20 protein-coding genes and 1 tRNA gene are annotated in these 23,356 nt (G+C 51.3%); 5 read left to right on the top strand and 16 right to left on the bottom strand.

Annotation, left to right across the window (positions count from 1 at the left end):
- Positions 1 to 12: 12 nt before the first annotated feature.
- Positions 13 to 1,437 carry a HAMP domain-containing sensor histidine kinase gene (locus tag FYJ51_RS01610; RefSeq protein ID WP_154502424.1) on the bottom strand — a complete coding sequence of 475 codons (1,425 nt, stop codon included), beginning with the start codon at positions 1,435 to 1,437 and terminating at the stop codon, positions 13 to 15.
- Positions 1,437 to 2,099 carry a response regulator transcription factor gene (locus FYJ51_RS01605; protein ID WP_105304934.1) on the bottom strand — a complete coding sequence of 221 codons (663 nt, stop codon included), beginning with the start codon at positions 2,097 to 2,099 and terminating at the stop codon, positions 1,437 to 1,439. Before FYJ51_RS01605 ends, FYJ51_RS01610 begins: the two co-directional genes overlap by 1 nt.
- 181 nt (positions 2,100 to 2,280) lie before the next feature.
- On the opposite strand from FYJ51_RS01605, the gene FYJ51_RS01600 reads away from it, so the two are divergent.
- Complete coding sequence (locus FYJ51_RS01600; RefSeq protein ID WP_205946107.1) at positions 2,281 to 3,483, top strand: metallophosphoesterase family protein; 1,203 nt, start codon at positions 2,281 to 2,283, stop codon at positions 3,481 to 3,483.
- Between the two features lie 36 nt (positions 3,484 to 3,519).
- Here the strand turns inward: FYJ51_RS01600 and glmM are convergent, their stop codons facing one another.
- The 3 genes from glmM to cdaA are packed head-to-tail and all read right to left on the bottom strand — an operon-like array spanning position 3,520 to position 7,833.
- Complete coding sequence (gene glmM, locus FYJ51_RS01595; protein WP_154502420.1) at positions 3,520 to 4,857, bottom strand: phosphoglucosamine mutase; 1,338 nt, start codon at positions 4,855 to 4,857, stop codon at positions 3,520 to 3,522.
- Complete coding sequence (locus tag FYJ51_RS01590) at positions 4,850 to 6,274, bottom strand: CdaR family protein (RefSeq protein WP_154502418.1); 1,425 nt, start codon at positions 6,272 to 6,274, stop codon at positions 4,850 to 4,852. The genes glmM and FYJ51_RS01590 overlap by 8 nt, the downstream gene beginning before the upstream one ends.
- Positions 6,271 to 7,833: a diadenylate cyclase CdaA gene (gene cdaA / locus FYJ51_RS13675; RefSeq protein WP_154502697.1), complete on the bottom strand. Its 1,563-nt coding sequence runs from the start codon at positions 7,831 to 7,833 to the stop codon at positions 6,271 to 6,273. The genes FYJ51_RS01590 and cdaA overlap by 4 nt, the downstream gene beginning before the upstream one ends.
- A 174-nt stretch (positions 7,834 to 8,007) precedes the next feature.
- Here cdaA and FYJ51_RS01580 point away from each other — a divergent pair, with 174 nt between their 5' ends.
- Positions 8,008 to 8,877 (top strand): YitT family protein, encoded by an 870-nt coding sequence (locus tag FYJ51_RS01580; protein WP_154502416.1) that lies wholly within the window; start codon positions 8,008 to 8,010, stop codon positions 8,875 to 8,877.
- Between the two features lie 36 nt (positions 8,878 to 8,913).
- Here FYJ51_RS01580 and FYJ51_RS01575 read toward each other — a convergent pair whose 3' ends face one another.
- Positions 8,914 to 9,825 (bottom strand): sugar phosphate nucleotidyltransferase, encoded by a 912-nt coding sequence (locus tag FYJ51_RS01575; RefSeq protein WP_154502414.1) that lies wholly within the window; start codon positions 9,823 to 9,825, stop codon positions 8,914 to 8,916.
- A gap of 142 nt (positions 9,826 to 9,967) precedes the next feature.
- Here FYJ51_RS01575 and FYJ51_RS01570 point away from each other — a divergent pair, with 142 nt between their 5' ends.
- Both FYJ51_RS01570 and FYJ51_RS01565 read left to right on the top strand, forming a co-directional pair.
- Positions 9,968 to 10,531, top strand: coding sequence for a Maf family protein (locus FYJ51_RS01570; protein ID WP_154502412.1), 564 nt, complete (start codon positions 9,968 to 9,970; stop codon positions 10,529 to 10,531).
- A 36-nt stretch (positions 10,532 to 10,567) separates the two neighbouring features.
- Positions 10,568 to 10,641 (top strand) — tRNA-Thr (locus FYJ51_RS01565).
- A gap of 35 nt (positions 10,642 to 10,676) precedes the next feature.
- Here FYJ51_RS01565 and FYJ51_RS01560 read toward each other — a convergent pair.
- The 7 genes from FYJ51_RS01560 to FYJ51_RS01530 form a co-directional block, all read right to left on the bottom strand.
- The gene (locus FYJ51_RS01560; protein WP_154502410.1) at positions 10,677 to 11,945 is read right to left on the bottom strand and encodes an alpha-amylase family glycosyl hydrolase; all 1,269 of its coding nucleotides are present in this window, start codon (positions 11,943 to 11,945) and stop codon (positions 10,677 to 10,679) included.
- Positions 11,942 to 12,727: a type III pantothenate kinase gene (locus FYJ51_RS01555; protein ID WP_105304281.1), complete on the bottom strand. Its 786-nt coding sequence runs from the start codon at positions 12,725 to 12,727 to the stop codon at positions 11,942 to 11,944. The genes FYJ51_RS01560 and FYJ51_RS01555 overlap by 4 nt, the downstream gene beginning before the upstream one ends.
- A 3-nt stretch (positions 12,728 to 12,730) precedes the next feature.
- Entirely contained in the window at positions 12,731 to 13,924 is a 1,194-nt protein-coding gene (gene coaBC / locus FYJ51_RS01550) for a bifunctional phosphopantothenoylcysteine decarboxylase/phosphopantothenate--cysteine ligase CoaBC (RefSeq protein WP_154502407.1), read from the bottom strand.
- Positions 13,921 to 14,544, bottom strand: a complete 624-nt coding sequence (locus tag FYJ51_RS01545) for an ECF transporter S component (protein WP_154502404.1) — start codon at positions 14,542 to 14,544, stop codon at positions 13,921 to 13,923. The genes coaBC and FYJ51_RS01545 overlap by 4 nt, the downstream gene beginning before the upstream one ends.
- 245 nt (positions 14,545 to 14,789) lie before the next feature.
- Positions 14,790 to 15,596, bottom strand: a complete 807-nt coding sequence (locus tag FYJ51_RS01540) for an ABC transporter substrate-binding protein (RefSeq protein ID WP_456243029.1) — start codon at positions 15,594 to 15,596, stop codon at positions 14,790 to 14,792.
- Between the two features lie 780 nt (positions 15,597 to 16,376).
- Positions 16,377 to 16,928 (bottom strand): prealbumin-like fold domain-containing protein, encoded by a 552-nt coding sequence (locus FYJ51_RS01535; RefSeq protein WP_105304283.1) that lies wholly within the window; start codon positions 16,926 to 16,928, stop codon positions 16,377 to 16,379.
- Between the two features lie 20 nt (positions 16,929 to 16,948).
- Positions 16,949 to 18,550 carry an isopeptide-forming domain-containing fimbrial protein gene (locus FYJ51_RS01530; protein WP_154502401.1) on the bottom strand — a complete coding sequence of 534 codons (1,602 nt, stop codon included), beginning with the start codon at positions 18,548 to 18,550 and terminating at the stop codon, positions 16,949 to 16,951.
- A gap of 291 nt (positions 18,551 to 18,841) precedes the next feature.
- Here FYJ51_RS01530 and yfcE point away from each other — a divergent pair, with 291 nt between their 5' ends.
- On the top strand, positions 18,842 to 19,384 hold the full coding sequence (gene yfcE, locus FYJ51_RS01525) for a phosphodiesterase (protein ID WP_154502398.1): 543 nt from the start codon (positions 18,842 to 18,844) through the stop codon (positions 19,382 to 19,384).
- A gap of 78 nt (positions 19,385 to 19,462) precedes the next feature.
- On the opposite strand, the gene FYJ51_RS01520 is transcribed toward yfcE, so the two are convergent.
- The 3 genes from FYJ51_RS01520 to malQ all read right to left on the bottom strand — a co-directional run bounded on the left by FYJ51_RS01520 (position 19,463) and on the right by malQ (position 23,347).
- Positions 19,463 to 20,422: an L-lactate dehydrogenase gene (locus FYJ51_RS01520; protein ID WP_105304287.1), complete on the bottom strand. Its 960-nt coding sequence runs from the start codon at positions 20,420 to 20,422 to the stop codon at positions 19,463 to 19,465.
- 135 nt (positions 20,423 to 20,557) lie between these two features.
- Entirely contained in the window at positions 20,558 to 21,769 is a 1,212-nt protein-coding gene (locus FYJ51_RS01515) for an ABC transporter ATP-binding protein (RefSeq protein WP_105304288.1), read from the bottom strand.
- Positions 21,770 to 21,829: 60 nt separating this feature from the next.
- Positions 21,830 to 23,347 (bottom strand): 4-alpha-glucanotransferase, encoded by a 1,518-nt coding sequence (gene malQ, locus FYJ51_RS01510; RefSeq protein ID WP_154502395.1) that lies wholly within the window; start codon positions 23,345 to 23,347, stop codon positions 21,830 to 21,832.
- Between the last annotated feature and the right edge of the window lie 9 nt (positions 23,348 to 23,356).

Genomic DNA, 23,356 nt, shown 5'->3' with positions numbered 1-23,356 from the left:
GCATAAGAGCGCTTACTTAGCCTTGCGGGAAGACCTTGCCTTCTCGCGGGCTTCCTGTTTCTTCTCTTTTTCGAGAGCCTTGCGGGCCTTGGCAGGGAGTTCTTTCCAGATATGGAACTTCACGCCATCGGCAAGATTCTCAGCTTCGATGTGATAGCCATAGGTTGAGCATACTTTATAGACAATGGAAAGGCCGAGGCCGAACTGTCCGTCTGTTCCTTTCTCATATGCCTTGAAGAGCTTCCCCATGCGGTCTTCAGAGATCTGACTGCCGTCATTGATGACCGACAGTTCTCCAGGATGAAGCTCAATGCGGATCGTGGTTCTTGCATAGCGCAATGCATTATCTACAAGGTTCTCAACGACAATCCGCCATGGATCCTCATCGCCGTGGAACAGGACACCCTTATCCAGATCTGTCTCAAACGAAATTTCCGGACGGATGACTTTGAGTCCGAGCAGCACTTTATCGATGACCTCATTCATGTCGAGGGTATCCCCTTCCGGACAGTCATCGAGCAGATATCCCATCTTGTTCAGAGCGATCAGAGAACGGACTTTCTTCTCAAGACGATCGGCATTCTCGATGATGACATCAACGGATTTCTCAAGCGTCCCGTACGGATAGATGCCATCCTTGATGGATTCGCCATAGGACTTGATCGTTGCGATCGGCGTCTTCAGATCATGCGAGATGTTCTGAATCATCTCCTGCTTCTCTTCATTCTGCTTCTGAAGTTCCGCCTGCATCTCCCGCAGGGCATCGGCGACTTCGCCGATTTCATCCCGGCGGTTCACAGTGAGAACGGCCGGTTCATCATTCTTGATCTTCGTGATATAGGTACGGATCTGATTGAGCGGGTAGATCAGGCTCGCAATCCAGATCGTCAGCAGGATGAACAAAGTCAGTGCCACCAGCATGTTCAGATTGACGATATTGTTGACGAGCAGACTGCGGAATTCAAGTTCATAGGAACTCGGCATCAGCGAGATCATGTATCTGCCGTCAGTCAGCTTCGTAATCGTATAGAGCACCTGCTGAGAACGCTTGCCGGTTTCCGAGAACATATAATCCCCGCGGGTATCAGAAAGAGAAGGAAGATTGGCCAGGATACTGGTCTGTTCTGCTTCCGTGAATTCTTCGGGACTGAGGTAATAGAACGATCCCTGATCAAGATCATAGATCGCGCTCAGGATGTCCCCTTCTGATTCTTTCGCTCTTGGCGGCAGCGTGTCCGGATTCTGGTTCAGATACGTGACGAGCGTGGTCTGCGATACATGCAGCGTCCGATACATCTCATTCCAGGTGAACTGGTTGATGGTCGGCGAAAGAAACGTGAAAATGAACACCGTCAGGGTGAAGATGACAAGAAACAGAATGCTCATCAGCTGCTGCGTCAGATTCAGTTCGCGCAGCCACATCCGGAAGCGTTTCATCAGCCGAGCCGGTATCCGAAGCCGTAAATGGTATGGATGCTGAGATCAGGCATCTTCTTGCGCAGTCTTCTCAGCGTATCGTCGACTACCCGGTCGCTGCCGAAGTAGTTGGTTTCCCATACTTTCTCAAGGATCTGATCTCTCGAGAAGGCCGTGCCTCTGTTCTTCACGAACAGCATCAGCAGTTCGAATTCCTTCGTCGTGAGGTCAATCACATTGCCGTCGCGGTCATAGACCGTGCGTTTGGATTCATCGATCGAATAGCCATCCGTCTCCAGTCTCGTCTCTTCGTCTTTATACGTTCTGCGGATGACATTATTCACGCGCAGCACAAGCTCCTTCGGGGAGAACGGCTTCGTGATGTAGTCATCGCTGCCTTTTTCCAGGCCGATGATGCGATCGAATTCCTTATCTCTGGCCGACATGAAAATCACCGGGACTTCCGGGTTCACGCGTCTGATTTCCTCGATCAGATCAAAGCCGCTCTTATCGCCGAGCATGATATCGAGAATCCACAGATGAACGTCATCATCTCCCGTATGAAGCTGAGCTTCATCAAAGGTCAGGTAGGAACGGACTTCATAGCCTTCCTTCTGCAGATACTGCTTCACAAGCTCATTGAGATCTTTCTCGTCTTCAACAATGCTGATTACTTTCTTCATGGACACTTGCTCCGCTGTAATCATATCACATTCTTCTAAGAGCCTCTTATCTCCATCAGATGGGATTGTGCGCTACAATAACCTCATGAATAAACTATTTCCTCTGGCCGCTTCGTGCAGCCTCCTGATATCGGGGTGTTCTGCTGCATCAGTCCATTCAGAACCGGAAGCTCTTTCGCTGATGACCGCTACGGATCTGCATATGCTGGCGCCGGAATACATGGGCGGAATCTCTTTTCAGAACATGCTCGCGAAGTCCGACATGAAGCTGACCGAATATGCCGATGTGCTCACGGATGCGCTGATTGAGCAGGCGGAAAAAGACCGTCCGGATGCGCTGATCCTGACGGGTGATCTGACGTTCAACGGCGAGAAGAAGAGCCATATGCTGCTGGCTGAAAAACTAAAGCAGCTGGCCGATCAGGGAATCCGGGTGCTGGTACTGCCTGGCAATCATGATATTGAGAATCCGAATGCGGCAGACTGGTCCGGGGACGAAGCAGTCAAGGCTGATGGCATTACGCCAGATGAATTCCGTTCGATCTATCAGAATGATGGCTATGCCGATGCAATCTATACCGACCCTTCCAGTCTCAGCTATGTCTCTGCCCTCAGCGAAACGTGCTGGATTCTGATGCTGGATAGCGCGGAATACGAGAAGAACAGCATGGTGAGCTATTCCGGCGGAAAAATCCGGGAAGAAACCATTGAATGGCTGAAACCGATTCTGCAGGAAGCAGAGGAAAGCGGCATCACCGTGCTCAGTGCCATGCATCATTCGCTGACGGATCTGGTTCCTTCCAGCGATGCTTATCAGATTGAAAACGCAGACGAAGTTCAGAAGCTCTATGCAAAGTATCATGTCAAGGTCAACTTCTGCGGTCATACCCATTTCCAGGCCTGCCGGAGCATTGAAGTATCCGGCATCGAAGAGACAGATCTCATGACCGGAAGTCTTGATGTCTATCAGCACCTGTATGGCACAGTGAAGCTCACCACCGGAGAATCGCTGGAATACCACGCAGAACCATTGGACATGAAGGCATATGCAGAAGAGCATCAGCTGAATGATCCGTTCTTCGAAGACTTCGATGCCAATTCTTCTGCCGTCTTCCGAACCCGCGTCGTGCAGCGGCTCACGGATCTCTTTGCGGATACCGGCCTTGATGAAGAAACTCAGAAAAAGCTTCTCGATCTCTTCGGAGAAGAAGGAGAATACCTGTTCTCAGGGCAGATGGGAACGTTCCGTTCGATGTTTGAAGGAAGCGAGGACGAAGCTCTGGTAAAGTCTCTGCCAGGAAAAGATCAGGCGCTATTCCTGGATAATCTGAATGAATATCCGGATAACATGAGGGATGTCACCATTTCCCTGAAACAGCAGTAAAAAAGGCTCAGGCGTGACTGCCTGGGCCTGATTCCTTTATGCCCCGAACTTCCTGCGCACGACATCGGCAACCTTGCCGACTTCTTCTGCACAGATCTCATCCGTCTCTGCTTCTGCCATGACTCGGATCAGCGGTTCTGTTCCGGAAGGACGGACGAGAAGTCTGCCGTTTCCGGCAAGTTCTGCATTGACTTCTTCAATCGCCTTGCGGACTTCTGCATCTTCCATCGCATCGTTCTTGGAAGTGACTCTGACATTGACCAGCAGCTGCGGATAGATTCTGAGGCCTTCCATCAGCTCGCTGATCGTCTTGCCGGTTTCCTTCATGATCGAAAGGATGACCAGAGCAGTGACCAGACCGTCGCCGGTGGTCTCATGGGCTTTGAAGATGATGTGGCCGCTCTGCTCGCCGCCAACCTGATCATCATCGCTGCACATCTTCTCATAGACATACTTATCACCGACCTGAGTGCTGGCTACCTGGATACCTTCGCGCTCCATTGCCTTGAACAGGCCGAGGTTTGCCATGACAGTGGTGACGATCGTATTGTTCGTCAGCTTGCCGTGATCGCGCAGATACTTCCCGCAGATATAGAGCACGAAGTCCCCGTCGACGAGTCTGCCATCCGGGGCGACCATGATCTGACGATCAGCGTCGCCGTCAAACATCAGGCCGAGATCATAATTGCCATGCTTCATGAATTCCACGAAGTGCTCCGGATGCGTGCTGCCGCATTCCGTATTGATGTTGATACCGTCCGGATGATTGTTCACCATCGTGATATCTGCACCAAGGGCTTTCAGGGCACGCTCAGCCGTGAAGGAAGAAGATCCGTTTGCACAGTCTGCTGCCAGGCGGAAACCGGAAAGATCAACTGGGAATTCCGTCGTGATCCATTTCAGATAATGCTCGATTCCTTCCGGATAGGAAATGACCTTCCCGATCTCTCCGTCCGTGCGGTACTCGATGGTCGTGAGACCGTCGATATAATCTTCGATCAGACCTTCAATATCTGCCGAAAGCTTGATGCCTTCTTTGGAGAAGATCTTGATGCCGTTGTCATAGAACGGATTGTGGCTCGCACTGATCATCGCGCCTGCCGCGAAATCTTCTTTTCTGGTCAGATAAGCGATCATCGGCGTCGGGCAGTATCCTGCCAGGTATGCATCGCACCCTTCTGAAGCAATTCCTGCTGCCAGTGCGGATTCCAGCATGTCCGAAGACAGGCGGGTATCTTTCCCGATGAGAATGCTCTGCTTGCCGTCCTTTGCGAAGTAATAGCCGAGATAACGCCCGACCTGGAATGCCTTGAACGCAGTCAGCCCTTCATTGGCTCTGCCCCGGATTCCATCTGTTCCGAAATATCTACCCATTGTTCACTCCTGTTCCTTCCGATGTACTGGAATCATCTACGGTTTCACCGAGGACATTCAGCGTCAGCGTCGACTGATTCAGCGTGTACTTCACCAGGCCGCCGGAAGGCTGTTCGACTTCAAGCGGGAATTCCTGGAGACCCGGCACTGCGTCTTTCATGTCGATGTAGACATCGATGTCATCTGCGGTGATGTTTGCAATATTCTCTTCCGTTCCGAATACCGTCACGCTGGTCGTCGTGACATTGTCGACCGGCGCTGCCTTGTAGTTATTCGTATTGTTGCGGTATTTGATCGGAACGCCATCGATCGTTCTGCTTACGCCTTCCCCGAGCGTCACGGTCATCGTGATCTGGTTGATATCGCTGGAATTGACTCCGGTAGGAAGGGTGATCGGGCGAAGAATCGTCGAATCCTTCGTGATCGTGCTTGCATTCAGGGTAACGACTACTTTATCAATCTGGCTCAGCACGGATTCCGGTCCGTAGATCGTGACTGCCTGCTGATCCGTTTCAATGCTGGCAATGGCCTGCCCGTCCGGCACATCTCCGCTGACTTCAATTTCAATCGGCACTGTCTTGTTCGGGGAAGTGACCGGTACCGTCACGCTGACCGTGGAAGGATAGATACCTGCATCGACCGGCTGCCCATTTGAATCATAGGCAATCAGCTTCGCATCCTGCGTGAACTCTGCTGTCTGGCCGCTGACATCGATCAGTGCTTTGACAAAGGCAATTGTGTTCAGCGTTTCCTTGGAAGCACGGACATTGACCTTCGTATATTCGAATACCGGAGTACCGAGCGAATAGATGCTGTCCATCTTATCCGTATTGATGAAGTCGTAGCTCAGATCAAATGTCTGGGTCGTCTTCTTTCTCAGCGTGATATAGCAGTTCGTAGGCTTGACGGTAACCGTAACGCTGTCGCCGAAGCCTTCAGTCGTCAGTTCGACTTCATGGGTTCCTTCGGTCAGACCTTCCAGGTCTGCTACCACGACTCCGCGGGAATTCACTGCCGCAGTGACGCTGGACGCGTCTCCGGAAATCGTGATATCTGCCGTTTCCGGAAGTCCGGAAAGCTCAAAGGTATCCGAGTTGTATTTTGCCGTCACAGTCACGGAACTGAGCGTGCGGGAATTCTGCATCGCATTGGTATACAGCGAAGACTGGCTGTTGTAATTGACAATCACATAGAACAGAATTGCCAGGATCAGCGAGACCAGCTTGCTGTACTTGCGGCTGAACAGCGTCTTGTCCAGAAACGCTGAGAACCAGCGCACAATGCGGACCAGACCATCTTCAACATGCTGGTAGGTGCTGGCAACTTTGCGCGACTGACTGGCGATCTGATTCGCCATTTCCGTCTTATGCTCGCTCGTTCCGCGTTCTTCCTGGCCGTTCTTGTCGAGTTCGCTCATTTCCGGCTGCCTCCTTCCTGCTGAGAAGAATCATCAGAAGTCTTACTGGACTTCTTCTTGCTGTCGATCGAGTCGATCACTTCGAACGTCTTGTCCAGATCCTCGTTCATGCCCATCAGCTCGCCGAGGTCGAGCTTCGTCGTATCAAACTGGGAATCCTGATTCTGAGAACTCTCTGATTCCTTCTTCACTTCCGGCTTCCTGGCCGAAGAGAATTTCTGATACGCTGCTTCTCTTGCTGCCCTGACCTGTTCCGGAGTCATGCGCGGAGCTGCTTCGACTGGTTCCTGAACTCTTGCTTCAGCTTCCAGGCGCTTTGCTTCTTCCGCTGCCTTGCGCTTGCGTTCGGTTTCTTCAGCAGCTTTGCGCTGACGCTCGGCTTCTTCAGCCGCTTTCCGTCTGCGTTCTGCTTCTTCCGCTGCTTTCTTCTGAGCCAGCTGTTCCTGACGGATGGCTTCTTCTTTTTCTCTCAGTTCTTCTTCGTGCTGACGTTCTTTCTCGAACCGCTTCACGGAATCATTTTCCGGATAGCTCGGGGCAGGTCTTGCCTTCTTGTGCGGAAGCTTGATCTCCGCTGCCTCTTCATCGAGCTTCTTCATATTCTCGTCTTCATCCGAGATGATCACTTCCGGCTGCTCTGCCGGGATGACTTCTTCAGCTTCGATCTTCTCAGGCTTCTGTTCCTTGGCTTCCTGCTTCTTGATCGCGAGTCTGGAAAGGACACCGGTATTGCCGGTCTTTCCTTCCTTCTTCAGTTCCTGGGTGTCATCGATGATGACTTCTCTCGGCTTTTCGTTGTTCAGCTTGCGGCCGCTGCCGTGGACTTCAGTTTCTTCTCCGCAGATGACTCGTAAGAGATAGTCTCTCAGCTGACGGCGGTTCACGGAAATGATCTTGCCGCCTTCGGTAATGGAGACTGCTCCGGTTTCCTCGGAGACGACAATCGTCACGGCATCCGTGATCTCGCTGATACCGATCGCTGCCCTATGCCGGGCACCGTATCTGCCAGGAAGTTCCAGATTGGTCGGCGGGAAGTATGCACTTGCGCAGGCAATCTTGTCACCCTGGATGATGACTGCACCATCATGAAGCGGTGTGGAAGTCACGAAGATCGAGGTCAGCAGTTCTGCTGTCACATCCGAATTCAGCTTCGTGCCGGTAGCGATGAAATCATCAAGCGGATGATTCTGCTCAATGCAGATCAGAGCACCGGTCTGATCCTTTGACAGCAGCATTGTCGCAGTGACGATCTGATCGACCAGGTTTTCTTTCTCATTGCCAGTCAGGGTCGTGATTCTCGAGAACACATTCGTCTTGCCTAATCTTTCAAGCAGAGATCGGATTTCCGGCTGGAAGATGATGATGATCGCAAGAAAGCCCCAGTTGATGAACATGTCGGTCAGATACTGAACCGTCTTCAGACCAAGAAATTTCGCAATGCCGTCAATGATGATGACGAGCAGAATACCTTTGAAAATCTGGATCGTCTTCGTGTTCGAGCGAACCAGACGGATTGCATAATATAAAACGAGCCACATGATGAAGATATCCAGGAACATCACAGTGATAGTCCGGATATTTTNCAGGGTCAGGCTGATGTTATAACTCGACAAAGTCGTGATCTCCCTTCGCGGTGAATATTATATCATGACCTCCGCCATCCCGACATGGCTCCGGGAAAATCCCCAGGGTCTGGAAAGATGATATGATGAGAATCTGCAGGGGGAATTTTCATGAAACAGAAGACTTCAGAACTCGGCACGATGCTGATCGTGATTGCCGGGAATATCATCTATGCGCTGGCGGTGAAACTGTTTGTGATGCCGGCCGATCTGATCACCGGCGGATCAACCGGAATTGCGCTGTTCGTCAACCGGATCTGGCATATTCCGGTGTCTCCGTTTCTGCTGATCTTCAATACGATCATGCTGGTATGGGGATGGAAGACACTTGGAAAGAAGTTCGCGATGACAACCATCCTTTCCACGTTCTCCTATCCGCTTGCGCTGAGTTTCTTCGAAGTCGTTCTGAAGGATGTCGTGCTGACGGAGAATACGATGCTCAATGCGGTATTCGCAGGGCTGGGCATCGGAGTTTCGCTTGGATTAGTCATCCGTTCCGGTGCCTCCACCGGCGGCATGGATATTCCTCCCCTGGTCCTGAACCATTATTTCCGGATTCCGGTTTCGTTCTCGCTCAATGCGATGGATCTCTGCATCCTGCTGCTGCAGGCATTCTTCCATACGCCTGAGAAAACACTTTACGGAATCATCGTCGTGCTGATCTACACGATGACGATGGATAAGCTGCTTCTGATGGGGACCACCCGGACAGAAGTCAAAGTCATCAGTGCGCACTCTGCGGAAATCCGTCAGGCAATTCTTTCCGAAGTCGACCGCGGCGTCACGATTCTCGAGGCAAAAGGCGGATACAGCGGAGAACCCGAAGAGATGCTGCTGAGCATCATCTCCGACCGGGAACTCCCGAAGGTTGAGAAACTCATCCATGCCATTGATCCGGAGTCTTTCCTGATCGTGAGCAGAGTCACGGAAGTCGCCGGCCGCGGCTTCACCCTCAGCAAGCAGTACAAGAACCGCACATAAAAAGCTGGCTCCTTTAACTGAACCAGCTATACTTCCTTATTTCCAGAGAACGTCCGGATAGACACCGGTATCTTTCAGGGCCTGGATTTTTGCGACCACATCCGGCTTATCTTCCTTGTAGGTGACACCGAACCACTTGTCCGTGCTGGAAAGCATCTTCACGGAGCACTTTCCTTCCGTGACAAGCTGTCCCATCATCGTCGGAATGACATGCTCGCACTTCATCGGGTTCTCAGCCAGATGATCCTTCAGGAACTGCGTGAAGATCGGCTCTGCTTCGTCGAAGATCTTCGGTGTGAAGCCCCAGAAGTTCATCGAAACAAGAGCAGTGTCCGGAATCGTCTTCCAGCTGTCGCCGTCTTCATAGACCGCATGGCCGTCTTTCAAAGCGATCTTCTGGATCTCGACGATATGGGAGAGATATCCATCCTTCTCCTCGCAGAGACCTCTCGTGACGGTTCCGTTCTCGGTCAGCGTATTCAGGCAGCGGAAACCTACCATCGCATAATGATCATCTGAGATCTCATTCTTCAGGTAGTCATAGATCACCTGATAGGCATTCCGCCCATAGAAATCATCCGCATTGATGATCGCAAACGGGCTGTCCACGATACCCTTGCATGCAAGCAGTGCATGCGTGGTTCCCCATGGCTTGACTCTTCCTTCCGGAACGGAGAAACCCTCCGGAATATTCTGCATATCCTGATAAGCAAAAGCCACTTCCATTCCGCCTGCTTCCACGCGATCGGTCAGCGCTTTGCGGAAGAGTTCCTCATGTTCTTTCTTGATGATCAGAATGACTTTGCGGAAACCTGCCTGATAGGCATCATAGATTGAGAAATCAATGATCGGTTCACCATGGCTGCCGACGCCATCGATCTGCTTCATGCCTCCGTAGCGGCTTCCCATTCCGGCCGCAAGGATCACAAGCACTGGTTCTTTTGACATAATCCTTTTTTATCTCCTTTTTGCTTGACGTGTTCATTATACCATCCGGAAGGGCTTACAGAAGGTCTGAAACAGGATTGCTGAATGTTCCTTCGAATTCTTCTTTTTTTCGGTTAAGATAGAAAGCAGAAACGAGGCCGTTATGAAAGAACTGATTCTTGCCAGCAGATCCCCGAGACGAAGAGAACTATTGCAGAAGTGCGGAATTCCTTTTACGGCAGATGCTGCAGATCTCGATGAGACCATCAATCCGGACAATCCCCTGCAGGAAGAAATCCAGGCTCTTTCCTTCCGGAAAGCAGAAGCAGTCCTGAAAAGACACCCGGACGCAATCGTCATCGGCTCCGATACGATCGTGACCATCCATGGCGAAGTACTTGGCAAGCCACATGATCATGAAGATGCAAAGCGCATGCTGAGAGAACTTTCCGGAACGACGCACGAAGTCATCACCGGTCTCTGCATCCTGTCGGATCGCCGGAACTATCAGACCGTCACGGTTAATCAAGTATCCTTCTTTCCGCTGTCGGAAGAAGAGATTTCTTCGTATGTGGAAAGCGGAGAAGCAGATGACAAGGCAGGTGCCTACGGAATCCAGGGATTAGCAGCCAGATATGTGAAGTCCATTGAAGGAGATTTCTACTCGATTATGGGTCTTCCGGTATCGCTGGTCTATGAAGAGCTCAAAAACCGAAATTCCTATTGAAATGTGCAGATGATCTGATATGATATTAGGGCACTCGCCGCTTTAGTATAGTGGTAATACGCATCCATGGTAAGGATGAACGGGCAGTTCAATTCTGCCAAGCGGCACCATGTAAAAAGACCCTGTGAGGGTCTTTTTCTTTTCATCAATGCCCCAGATCTTCTTCCCGGATCCTTGCATAGAATGGCGCAGCCGAAGCAGGAAGTTCATGGTTCTTCACTTCCAGCTCTTCCCGATTCAGAAGATTCCGGTAGGATCCGTCTTTCAGTTCCGTCTTCAGGCTGGTGCTGCCATTGACTGCAAAGAGTCCGTAATAGACTTCCGGTCCGAAGGCAGCAAATTCCATTCCTGTCTCATTCGGAAATACCTGAACCGACCACACTGTTCGAAGTGTTTCTTTGCGCAGAGCATTCAGATCAGCAATCCATTTTTCCAGTTCGATAGAACGGTTCTTCCTGCCTACCGGTTCTGCTTCAAACAGAGAAGGCAGATGCGTTTCATAAGCCTCTTCGCCAGCATAGAGGAAGGCAACCCCAGGCAATAAGAACGTGAATGCCAGCCAGTTCTTCTCGGATTCTTTGTTCACGGCTGAAGCGATGCGGCGGCAGTCATGATTCTCCAGGCACCAGATTCTGGACAGATTTCTCGGATATTCCGTCATCGTATAGTCCAGCATCCGCTGCAGCGGAAGCAGATTTCCATGATTCTCCGCATCATCCCATTCCGGACGCAGATCATACGGATACAGGAGATCGAACGCCTGGCAAAGCTCGCTGTCGCTGACGGCATCCAGTCCCTGTGCCCGGACCATTCTCACTAACGGCATATCCACGGATTCGGCCAGCCACAGAAAGTCCGGATTGATTGCCGCGACTTCTCTGCGCGCTTCGAGCCAGAAGTCCAGCGGTACCAGGGAAGCCACATCGCAGCGGAAGCCATCAACGCCCTTCTCTGCCCACCTCTTCAGCATGGCCAGCAGTTCTCTCCGCAATCCCGTGCTGGAATAATCGAAGTCATAGATATCCGACCAGTCCGGAACCGAACGGACAACTCGGCCGGTTTCATCGCGGTGATAGAATTCCGGATGTTCCTTTACCCAGGGATGATCGCAGGCGCTGTGATGGATGACAATGTCCATCATGACTTTCAGCCCGCATGCATGCGCTCTTTCAATCAGATTCATGAAGTCTTCCATCGTGCCGTAAGCAGGATCTACAGCATCATAGTTCCGGATGGCATACGGACTTCCCAGCGTTCCTTTGCGGCCTTCAATGCCGATCGGATGAATCGGCAGCAGATAGACATAATCAAAGCCCATCTCTCTGATGTGAGAAAGCTGTTCCGTAACATCGTTCAGGTTTCCATGCGGACCGAAGTCCCGCGGGAAAACCTGATAAATCGAAACTGGTTTCATAGGTTCTCCTTGTTCTTCTGATACAGGATATACATGCCCTTTCCGGCAATGTCCGGATCATACAGGTCAATGCTGGAGGTCTCATTGGCAATCACTTTGCCAAGTCCGCCGGTTGCGATGACATAGGCACCCTGGTCCTTCAGCTCCTGCTTCATGCGCTTCAGAATTCCTTCCACGCAGCCAATATAGCCATATACGACCCCTGCCTGCATGCCGGAAATCGTATTCCTGCCGAGAATGCTGGCAGGTTTCTCGATCTCGATTTCCGGAAGCTTCGCGGTGCTGCTGGTCAGGGCCTGGGCACAGATATCAAGACCCGGAGCGATGACCGTATACTGGAAGATTCCTTCTGCAGAGACATAGTCAAACGTCGTTGCCGTGCCGAAGTCCACAATGATGCAGCTGCGATGATAGGTGTAGTATGCCGCAACCACATCCACCAGCCGGTCGGCACCGACTTCCTTGGGATTGTCATTGCGGATCTGGATGCCGGTGCGGATGCCCGGACCGATGATCATCGGTTCTTTCTTCAGATACTTCTTCACGGAAGAAGTCAGCGCATACATGATCTTCGGAACCACCGAGGAGATGATGACGGCTTCGATATCAGAAGCAGAAAGATTCAGAGAATCCAGGAATTCCTTTTCGACAATCCCGTATTCATCGCTGGTTCGCGGCGTCTTCGTGGTCAGTCGGAAGCTGGATTCTGAAATGCCGTCTCTCATGAGCTGCATCTTGATGTGCGTATTTCCTGCATCAATCGTAAGAAGATAGGATTTCATGCATTACCTCCCGGATACTGCCGCAAGGATTTTCTCAGCAGTTTCTTCCTTGCTCAGCAGGCCAAGTTCTTTCTTTCCTTCCGCGCTGAAGATCGTGACCTTGTTCGTATCCACTGCAAAGCCTGCGCCTGGTTCTTTCACATTGTTCGAGACAATGTAGTCACAGTGCTTCTTCTTCAGCTTTTCCAGAGAACGCTGCTCCGCATTCTCCGTCTCCATCGAGAACCCGACGAGGATCTGCCCGACCGGTTTATGTTCGCCAAGTGTTGCAAGAATGTCCTGAGTTCTCTTCAGTTCGAGCATTGCATCGCCTTCCTGCTTATGGATCTTCTCTTCAGAAGTTTCTGCCGGCGTATAGTCTGCCACGGCTGCAGCAAGGATCATCAGATCCATGTCTTTCTGCAATGGCAGCACTGCCGCAGCCATATCTGCCGCAGAAACCACCGGAATCATATGCACGCCGCGGAGATCTTTCAGATGATTCTTTCCAGCTACCAGCGTCACCTCAGCACCGGCATTGCGAGCAGCAAGTGCCAATGCATAGCCCATCTTTCCGGAACTGTGATTCGTGAGATACCGCACCGGATCAATCGCCTCCTGGGTCGGTCCGGCCGTGATCAGAACCTTCTTTCCTTTCAGGTACGGATCCCTCACGAGCAGCTGCTTCAGAGCGTCTTCGATTTCATCGGCTTCCGGCATTCTTCCCCTGCCCGTATCGCCGCAAGCCAGATACCCGCACTCGCTTTCAAGAATATGCATGCCATATCTTCTGCACTTCTCCAGGTTGTCCTGGGTAGCCGGATTCATCAGCATGTGCGTATTCATCGCCGGCACCAGCAGCTTCGGGCATTCTGCCGCAAGGAATGTCGTCGTCAGCATATCATCGGCAATCCCATTGGCCACCTTCGCGATCACATCTGCCGTTGCCGGCGCAATCACGAATACGTCTGCCTTCTTGGCAAGGCTGACATGATGTACATCCGGTTCATATTCCACGGAGAACATGTCGGTGATCACCCGCTGATGAGACAAGGTCTGAAAGGTCAGCGGCGTGACGAACTTCTCGGCTGCCTCGCTCATCAGCACATGGACCTCATAGCCCTGTTTCGTGAGGCTTGATACCAGCCCGCACGTCTTGTATACGGCAATGCCGCCAGTCACGCCGACGATCACGCATGGTTTCTTCTCTTCGCTCATGATGCAATTCCCATCCTTTCCATCTGAGGATTCAGCGCTCTGGCCAGAGCAGGAATGACTGCTGCAGCCAGGATGATCTCAAGAATTCCGTTGCTGGCAAGAACTGCCAGAATCACTGCTCCGACCGTGATTCCTGCGGCATTGGCATACTGAGTTCCGAAGAAGACCCAGATCAGTCCCATGACCAGCAGCGTGTGCAGCAGCGTATTGACCGCTGCCGAGATGCTGGCAGCTTTCACCACACTTCCATGATGTTTCCGGATCCACCGATACAGAACGCCGGAGAATGCCCCGAGAAACATTCTCGGTCCGAAGGCAATCAGAATGCTGGCAAAGTTTCCATGCACTCCCCCGATCGTGATGAACGGGCTGAAGCAGAAACTCGTGATGCCGGGCTGAAACGTTGCTTTCAGCATACTGGATAATCCGAAGATGAAACCGGTCATCGCTCCGAACCCCGGCCCGAGCACGATGCCGGAGAGAATCACCGGCAGATGCATCGTCGTGATGTTGATGGCACCGACCGGAATAAAACCGATCGGTGTAACTGCCATCAGGATCTCAATTGCGACAAAAAAAGCCGCAAGAGTCAGCTTCTGTGTTTTCTGTGATCTGTTCATGTCTTTTCCTCCTGCCGCTCCATCAAGGATGCAGCGAATCATGAAACTGCTATCTGCCGGTCATTCAGAAATCCGAGTCCGAAGATCCCGGTTTCTCTTCCGGTATTATTATTATACGACTCTGAGAGTTTTTTCACAGTCTTTCACATGTTTTCTGATGTTCTGATCCTTGCAGACATATGAAAAGCTGTGAAGAAATCAGATCCTGATCCAGGAGATTTCTTCACAGCCTCAGTGCTTCTGATTCAGTTCATGGTGCCAGCTGCACTGTTGGGATTATACATCTTCTGAATCTGCTCATCGGTCAGCGTGATGCCATAGAGCTCACTGTAATACGCTTTGACATCAGCCGTGATATTGATATCCTGGAACAGATCCGGATAAACTGCCTGAGCAAGCCACTCCAGAGTCATCGGGGTATCGACACCAGGCGTGTAGGTGCGATAAGTGCCAAGCGGCATCTTGTATACACGATGATCCTGAACAGCTTTCACCGTGCTCCAGTCATCATCGCCGATGGCATTATTGTAGAGATCATCCGGCTGGGTCTTCGTGAAATTCGTAATGATAATGACATCCGGATTCCATTCATAGACCTGTTCCATCGTGATCGTGGCATTGCTGTTATCAGCCGAAACGGATTCTGCCGCATTCAGAGCGCCGACCGCATCACACCACCACTGGCCGAAGAAGCTGGAGCCGGAAGTGACCATCGTATTTTCATCATACTGGTACAAGAACAGAACCTTCTGTTTCTCATCGTCTGATACCGTGCTGACAGCCTGCTGGATCTTGTCATAGATCTCATTGCTGTAGGTATCGACGAGCGTCTCATGGCCTGCTGCGCGGCTTGGATAGATCTGATTCAGCAGTGCAATCCATTCGTTATATGTCCTGATGCAATCATAGTTCCACTTGGTCGGAGATACTGCCACTGCTGTGATCCCCGCATTTTCCAGACGTTCCCCTTCGGCCGTATTGTTGGCATTGTAGAAAACGACATCCGGATTCAGAGCTGCGACAGCTTCCACATTCAGATCATCGCCATTCATGATATCGGTATCAATATTGACGATATCCGGATAGATCTCAGAAAGGATTCCATTCCTGGCAGCGTTCATGCTCGCAGGTTCCATCGCCTTGATCGTTTCCGGAGAATCCAGATATACCGTCAGAACCGATGCCAGCGGCAGGATGCCCGTGATCACGACGCTTTCAGGATCTGCTTTGACTGTTACCGTGCGGTCAGCATGATCCGTGATCGTGACATAGCCGTCTTCTGATGCAGCAGCAGAAGGTGATGACTCTGCTGATGCGCTCTCTGAAACTGCTGATGCGGAAGCTGATGGCGTCTCTGAAGAAGACCCGCANCCGCTCAGCATCACCATGGAAAGTGCTCCTGCCAGCAGGAGCTTTCCGCTTGTTCTGAAGAATTGATTCATCATGGTTGTTCAGCCTTTCTATTGTTTGCTTCTCATTGGCAGTATTTTCTGCCACTCGATTGTATCAGTTTAATCCCAGATTGCAATTTCAGAAACAAAAGCGTTTTCCTATTATGATCAGAAACTGGATTTCCGTATCTTTTCCGCATCCATCAATATTCTGATTCAGGAAGATTTCCTGTTTTTCCCGGATCATTCAGAATCACCAAGTGTGGTGTGGAAACTGGTGCAGCGCGAACGGCTCCGGCTTTTCGTTATGCCACCGCAATTCTGAAAAGCACAGAGAAGATCGACGATCCTGCATAGAAAAGCGGCATCACTAATTTGCTGAGCAGATCAATGATGCCGCCTATTCAGGAATCAGTTATTCCTCCAGGAAATCTCTGTCAGTCAGGCATTTTCCCCTGTCTGATTCCGGAGCATCTTCAGACTGAAGACTGCTGCCGTCACGGAAATCAGAAACATGCCTGCATTCCTGCTTGATAGCTCATCCGAGGTGAGAGGAACAGATCGTGCTGAAGACGGAGAATTCACGCTCCGGACCGTACTTCGGGCAGATACTGTTCCTTCTGAGAATTTCGGATACAGCACAAGCTGATAGACCGATTCTTTGCTCACCGGATCTTTCCCGGGAAGTTCAAGGGTTACGTGCTGAAACCATACCGGTACCTGGTCCTCACGGGTTCCCTGTCCTTCCAGTTCATAACAGCCAGGCGGCAGATTCCGGAATTCTGCCTTTCCTGAATGGATTCTGCGGATCTGAGGCTGAACAGATTTGCCCGCATCCTCACTCAAGCCAGCTGTGAGAAAGCTTTGTTCCGAAGAAGCATCTATCCGGCTCAGCCGGAATTCTGCTCCTTCCAGTTCTGAACAGACCGTGATCGAGCAGGTTGCCTCTTCTGCAAGAGAAGAAATGCATACCTGCAGGATCAGGATCATCATGATCAGAAAACACCTATGCTTCACGAACCGAGATGACGCTTCACACCAGTCAAAATCATGCCGATCAGGATCAATGCACTTCCGGCAATCATGATGGCACGGGTTCCGCTTCCGCCGGTTTCCGGAAGCACAATGCCTGGCTTATCAATCACGTTGATGGTAAGAATTCCGCTGACGGTACTGCCGCTGCAGACGGTTCCGGTTCCATCCTGAACGCCTTTCAGATTCTTCAGTGAATGATCTCCCGGGTCCGTTCCGTATTCTGCCTGAATCTCAAAGCGCAATGCATGTTTCATCTGTTCTGTATCTGAAACCTTTGCAGTTCCTTCCAGCTTGTTGTAGCCGACCGGAGACTTGCTTTCTTTCAGAATATAGGTTCCTGAACCAAGCCGATCCGCATGGAAGTGATACCCTTCCTCGTAATTCAGCACATCGATCTTCTTCAGTGCTCCTTCTTCGAGACGATACAGCTCAAACTCTGCTCCTTCCAGACGGTTATTCTCTCTGACACTGTCCTTGTACTTATTGATATCGATCTGGTAAGTATAGATCGTTACCGCAGCCTTCGGAGTCATACTGACAGAATCTCCGGTCCCATTCGGATTGCTGGAATAGGTGAGCTGCGCTTCATTGCGGCTTCCGCTTCCTCCGATCGCTGCCTGCTCTGTCAGAACTGCGCGATAGATGATCTCAATCCGGTCTTTCGGATCTCCGGAAGAATCCATTCCCTCCGCATGGCGGAAGAAGACATTCTTCAGATAATGATTGTCTTTTCCAGGCTTTACCGTGAATACCAGCTTCTGTCCTTCTTCTCCATCTGCAAGAGACACCTCATACCAGTCCTTCGTGCTCAGCAGATGTCCGTCACTGTAGCAGAGCACTTCAATCGATTCCGGATCAATCCGAATTCCAGCCGAAGGAATATCCGTAATGGAATACTGGTAGCTTTTATAGCTGTCATAGTTTTCCGGCAGAGTGCCAAGAAGTCTGAATTCCATCTTCTCTCCAAGCGAGAAGTCGGCAGTACTCAGTTCTTCATTCCTGCTGTCTCCATTTGCCTGCAGATGCGATACCGTCTTCTTCAGTTCCGGCACCCGGATCTTCAGCTGCTGTTCCAGATCTTCATCCAAGATTCTCAGAATGAACTCCGTCGAAGCTCCGCCTTCCTTCCCCTCCTGGGAACCATCACGATCTTTGAGCAGATAGTAGCCAGGATCAAGATTTGAAAATTTATATGTCTGACTTGGAGCAACCATTTGAAATGCGATTGCATCTCCCAGGCTCTGGCTGATTTCAGCCATTACCTCTCTTTTCTTTGCATTCGTGCTTGAAAGGGAAGCGTTTAATCCTTCTGCCCAGACTACCGGGTCCTGCTTGCTGAGCTGTGAGTCAGAAGCGATCCCGCTGCCCCATTCGGGATTGCTGAGGATTCTGGTGTTCTCCTGCAGGGTAACCTGGCCAGTCAGAATCTGGTAGAGTTCGAACGTATGCGGAACGTCCTGATCATTGACGATGGTCAGAGATCCTTTTTCCGTATCTTCTGCATAAGCAGGAAGAATGGTCAGGATCATGGCGGCCGCAAAGGCGAGCAGAATTCTGCATGAGCGTGTGAGTGAAAGCATTGTTTCGGTCCTCCTTCGTGTTCCCTGCAGAACAGAAAAACTCCGGAAAAAGACTCTGAATGCAGTTCATTCAGCCATTCGGTTTCCGGAGTTATATTTCTATGATGCAGAGCTATGATGGCGAGTCAATCATGACTCGGCCTGCAATGAGACTATAGCCGAGAAGAATCTCTGTCACAATGGGTATGCGAAAGGTTTCCGGCTTGATACAAGCAGAGGAACCTGAAGATACCATTTTCATTTCCCTGAAACATGGAATCCGCTACAATAACGGCAGAAAGAAGGATGGTTATGAGATATCTGGTAGTATCAGACATTCATGGAAGCCGCAGCGGTGCAGCCTTGGTTCCGGAGCTATTCCATGAACTGCATGCGGATGCGATTCTGTGTCTTGGCGATGTGCTGTATCACGGGCCAAGAAATAATCTCCCGGAAGACTATGCACCGAAAGAAGTGATTTCAATCCTGAATCCGCTGGCTCCCCATATCTTTGCAGTACGGGGAAACTGCGATGCAGAGGTCGATCAGATGGTGCTGAATTTCCCGCTGACTGCTGACTATAATGAGTTCCTGCTCGGAAGCCATAAAGTGTTCATGACGCATGGACATGTCTATGGTCCGGATCATCTGCCGAAGCTTGTTCCGGGAGATATTTTCCTCTATGGTCATACGCATATTCCGATGGCAGCAGTCACGGAAGAAGTATTGCTGCTGAATCCGGGTTCTGTTTCCCTTCCCAAGGGAGGCCATCCGAAGACCTATGCAGTACTGGAAGAAGATGAGTTCACGATCTGCACGCTCGATCGCAAGCCTTATCTGAATATCAGATTTTAAAAGAATGGTCCGCAGACCTGTACAGGATGCGGACCATTCTTTTTTCTGTTTAGGACAGTTCCTGGCGGAATAAGGACTTCAGCAGCCGAAATCAATGCCTTCCATGTTCTGCTTGAGAACCTTGGCACTGCTGAGCAGTTCTTCACGCTCTTTCTCGCTCATCGTGACCGGCACGAGTCCTTCTACGCCATTGCGGCCGACAATCGCAGGGGTAGACAGAGCACAGTCGCTGATGCCGTAGGCACCATGCATGACCGTGGATACCGGCAGGACGGACTTCTCGTCCTTGACAATTGCCGAGCAGATTCTGCGGACTGACATTGCGATGCCATAATACGTAGCCCGCTTCTTCTGGATGATCTGATAAGCGCTGTTCTTGACGTCATCGCCGATTTCTTTCTCAGCCGCAGTCAGATCCTGGTCACCCATCCCGCGGAGTGCGAAGAAGTCAGCCAGCGGAACGCCGGAGACGTTGGCATTGGACCAGCATACGATTTCAGAATCGCCATGCTCACCGACGATGACTGCATGAATGGAACGGCTGTCGACATCCAGTTTTGTGCCGAGCAGCGTACGCAGGCGGGCAGTATCAAGAACGGTACCGGAGCCGAATACACGGTTTTCCGGCATGCCGGATGTCTTGGCTGCGTAATAGGTCAGGATATCAACCGGGTTGGATACCACCAGCATGATTCCCTGGCAGCTGCGCTTTCTGATCTCAGCCATGATGGAGCCGAGAATGGATATATTCTTGTGAATGAGGTCAAGGCGGGTTTCACCAGGTTTCTGAGCAGCACCGGCAGTGACGACAATTACTGCTGCATCGGCGATATCGTCATAGGTACCGGCATAGATCCGCATCGGATTCATCAGCGCCGTGCCATGCATGATATCCATGGCTTCTCCCTCTGCCTTTTCCTGAACGACATCCAGGAGCACCATCTCGGTGAACAGACCGGACTGCATCAGAGCAAATGCGCTTGCTGAGCCCACAAACCCGCAGCCGACAACGGCTACTTTGCGAAGATTCACACTCATGTTCTTATCTCCTTCCGACGGACTTTCTCCGTCTCCAGGTTCAATATAGCATATGTCTGACAGATTATTAACAAATATGACCGGGCAGAAAAAAAGACACTCCCGGAATTCCGGGAGTGCCCTGAATGATTCTGATTATCTGCTGAGTTCAGTTCCGTCTGCGTATTCAAGGTTCCTGCCGGAATCCTTGCCGAAGACGTGAACGACATTGCCGCCGAACGTGAAGCTGATCTCAGAACCCATCGTGAAGGTCTTGCTGCCCTTGAGATCCAGCGTCGGAACAATGATGACACCATCCTTGCCCATCGCATTGATATGCAGATGAACTGCAGAACCCATCAGCTCGGAGACATCAATCGTGCCCTGGATCATCTTGTCAGCAGCACCCTCGAGCGTGATATGCTCCGGACGTACGCCGACGGTGACATCCTGCGGTGCAACATTGCGTTCTGAAAGATGCTTCTGCTTCTCCGGAGAAAGTTCGATCACTGCATTCTCAACCTGAACCGCATACTTGCCATCTGCGTTCTTCAGCAGCTTGCCATCATAGAAGTTCATCTGCGGAACACCGATGAAGCCAGCAACGAAGATGTTAATCGGGTTGTCATAGACATCCTGCGGAGTGCCGATCTGCTGAATGACACCGTCCTTCATGATGACGATGCGATCGCCCAGCGTCATAGCTTCGGTCTGGTCATGCGTGACATAGATAAACGTCGTCTTGATCCGCTGACGAAGCTTGATGATCTCAGCCCGCATCTGATTGCGGAGCTTTGCATCAAGGTTGGAGAGCGGTTCATCCATCAGAAGAACTTTCGGCTCACGGACAATTGCACGGCCGATGGCAACACGCTGACGCTGGCCTCCGGAGAGAGCCTTCGGCTTGCGGTCGAGATACTGGGTGATGCCGAGAATCTCTGCTGCCTGGTTGACCTTGCGATCCATTTCATCCTTCGGTACCTTGCGGAGCTTCAGCGGGAATTCCATGTTCTGACGCACGGTCATGTGCGGATACAGAGCATAGTTCTGGAAGACCATGGCGATATCGCGATCCTTCGGTGCGACATCGTTCATCAGCTTGCCGTCGATATACAGCTCGCCTCTCGTGATTTCTTCCAGTCCTGCAACCATCCGCAGGGTCGTGGATTTGCCGCATCCGGAAGGACCGACCAGAACGATGAATTCCTGATCAGCGATCTCGAGGTTGAAATCCTGTACTGCAAGAACGCCTTCCTCAGTTACCTTGAGGTTCGTCTTCTTGTGCCCGGATTCTCCCTTCTTCTTTTTCCTGCCGTCTTCTGCGTTCGGATAAACCTTCTCAATGTGCCTTAAACTGACTGTAGCCATAAAACCTGTCTGCCCCTTTCCTTTCTAGAAAGAATTCTGAAGCTCCCGCGTGCAGGACTGTCAATCAGATGATCCGGCTGCCTTCTTTTCCCTCGGCAGTCTTCCGTACAGTTCCATCCAGCTGCGAAGCTTTCTGGCAAGAGTGCCTGTGAATGCGCCTTCCTCACACCGCCACGTCCAGTTTCCGCCGACTGTGGATGGTGTGTTGATCCGGCCTTCGCTGCCCAGTCCCAGAATGTCCTGAAACTGCATCACAGCGAGACTGGCAACGCTTTCATAAGCGCCTCTTAAGACACCCCAATTATACCCCTCTTTCTCATCAAGGTGAAGATACTTCTCTGCTCGTTTCACAAATGGCTTCGGGGCGGAATGTACCCAGCCCATAATCGTGTCATTGTCGTGCGTTCCGGCATAGACCACACAATTGCGCGGATACTGGTGCGGCAGATAGCCGCCGCCCGTATCTCTCGGATCAAATGCGAACTGCAGGACTTTCATGCCCGGATAGCCGGTGTCCTTCACCATCTGAATCACTTCCGGAGTCAGGAAGCCGAGATCCTCGGCAATGAGGTTCAGCTTGCCGAGCTTCTTTTCCACGGTGCGGAAGAATTCAATGCCCGGTCCCTTCTTCCATTCGCCCCGGCGGGCATTCTGATCTTCTGCAGGGATCGCGAAGTAAGATTCGAATCCGCGGAAATGGTCAATTCTCAGCAAATCTACCAGATTGCTCTGATAACGGATGCGCTCCGTCCACCATGCATAGCCATCTTCCTTCATCTTTTTCCAGTCATAGAGCGGATTGCCCCAGAGCTGGCCATCCGGCGTGAAGGCATCGCCAGGCACTCCGGCGACCATCTTCGGACGGCGGTCTTTTCCAAGCTGGAACAGTTCCGGATTTGCCCAGATGTCTGAGCTGTCCGGACTGACATAAATCGGCACATCGCCGATGATGCCGATGCCATGCGCATTGGCATACTTCTTCATGGAGGAATACTGATGGAAGAACAGATACTGCAATGCGCTCCAGAAGGAGACTTCCTCTTTCAGGCGGATTTTTTCTTTCTGAATCGTCTTCTCCTCATGGAGGCGGAGCGGTTCTTCCCATTCCTGGTAGGAGATGCCTCCATGTTCATACTTCTCAGCCATGAACAGAGCATAGTCTTCCAGCCAGAATGCATTCTTCTTCAGAAATGATGCGTAATCAGCCGGCGGATTCAGCTCGAGTCTTTCAGCAGCTTTGCACAGCACGCCGAAGCGCTTTTCATACAGAAGACCGTAGTCGACGCGCTTCGGATCATCACCCCAGCTGATCTTCCGGTATTCCGAAGGCTTCAGATAGCCTTCCTTCGCCAGATCATCCAGATCAATGAGATATGGGTTCCCGGCAAACGTGGAGAAGGACTGATACGGAGAATCTCCGTATCCGGTCGGTCCCAGCGGCAGGATCTGCCACCACGACTGACCGGCTTTCTCCAGAAAGTCGATAAACTTCCGGGCTTCCCTGCCCATCGTGCCGATTCCATATCTGGATGGCAGCGAAGTGATCGGCAGCAGAATTCCGGCACTTCTTGTTTCCATAAAATACCC

Origin of the sequence: Stecheria intestinalis (assembly GCF_009696165.1) — a bacterium.
GTDB lineage: Bacteria > Bacillota_I > Bacilli_A > Erysipelotrichales > Erysipelotrichaceae > Bulleidia > Bulleidia intestinalis.
The sequence above is the reverse complement of the archived record's forward strand: the minus strand, read 5'-3'. Positions and strand labels throughout refer to the sequence as shown.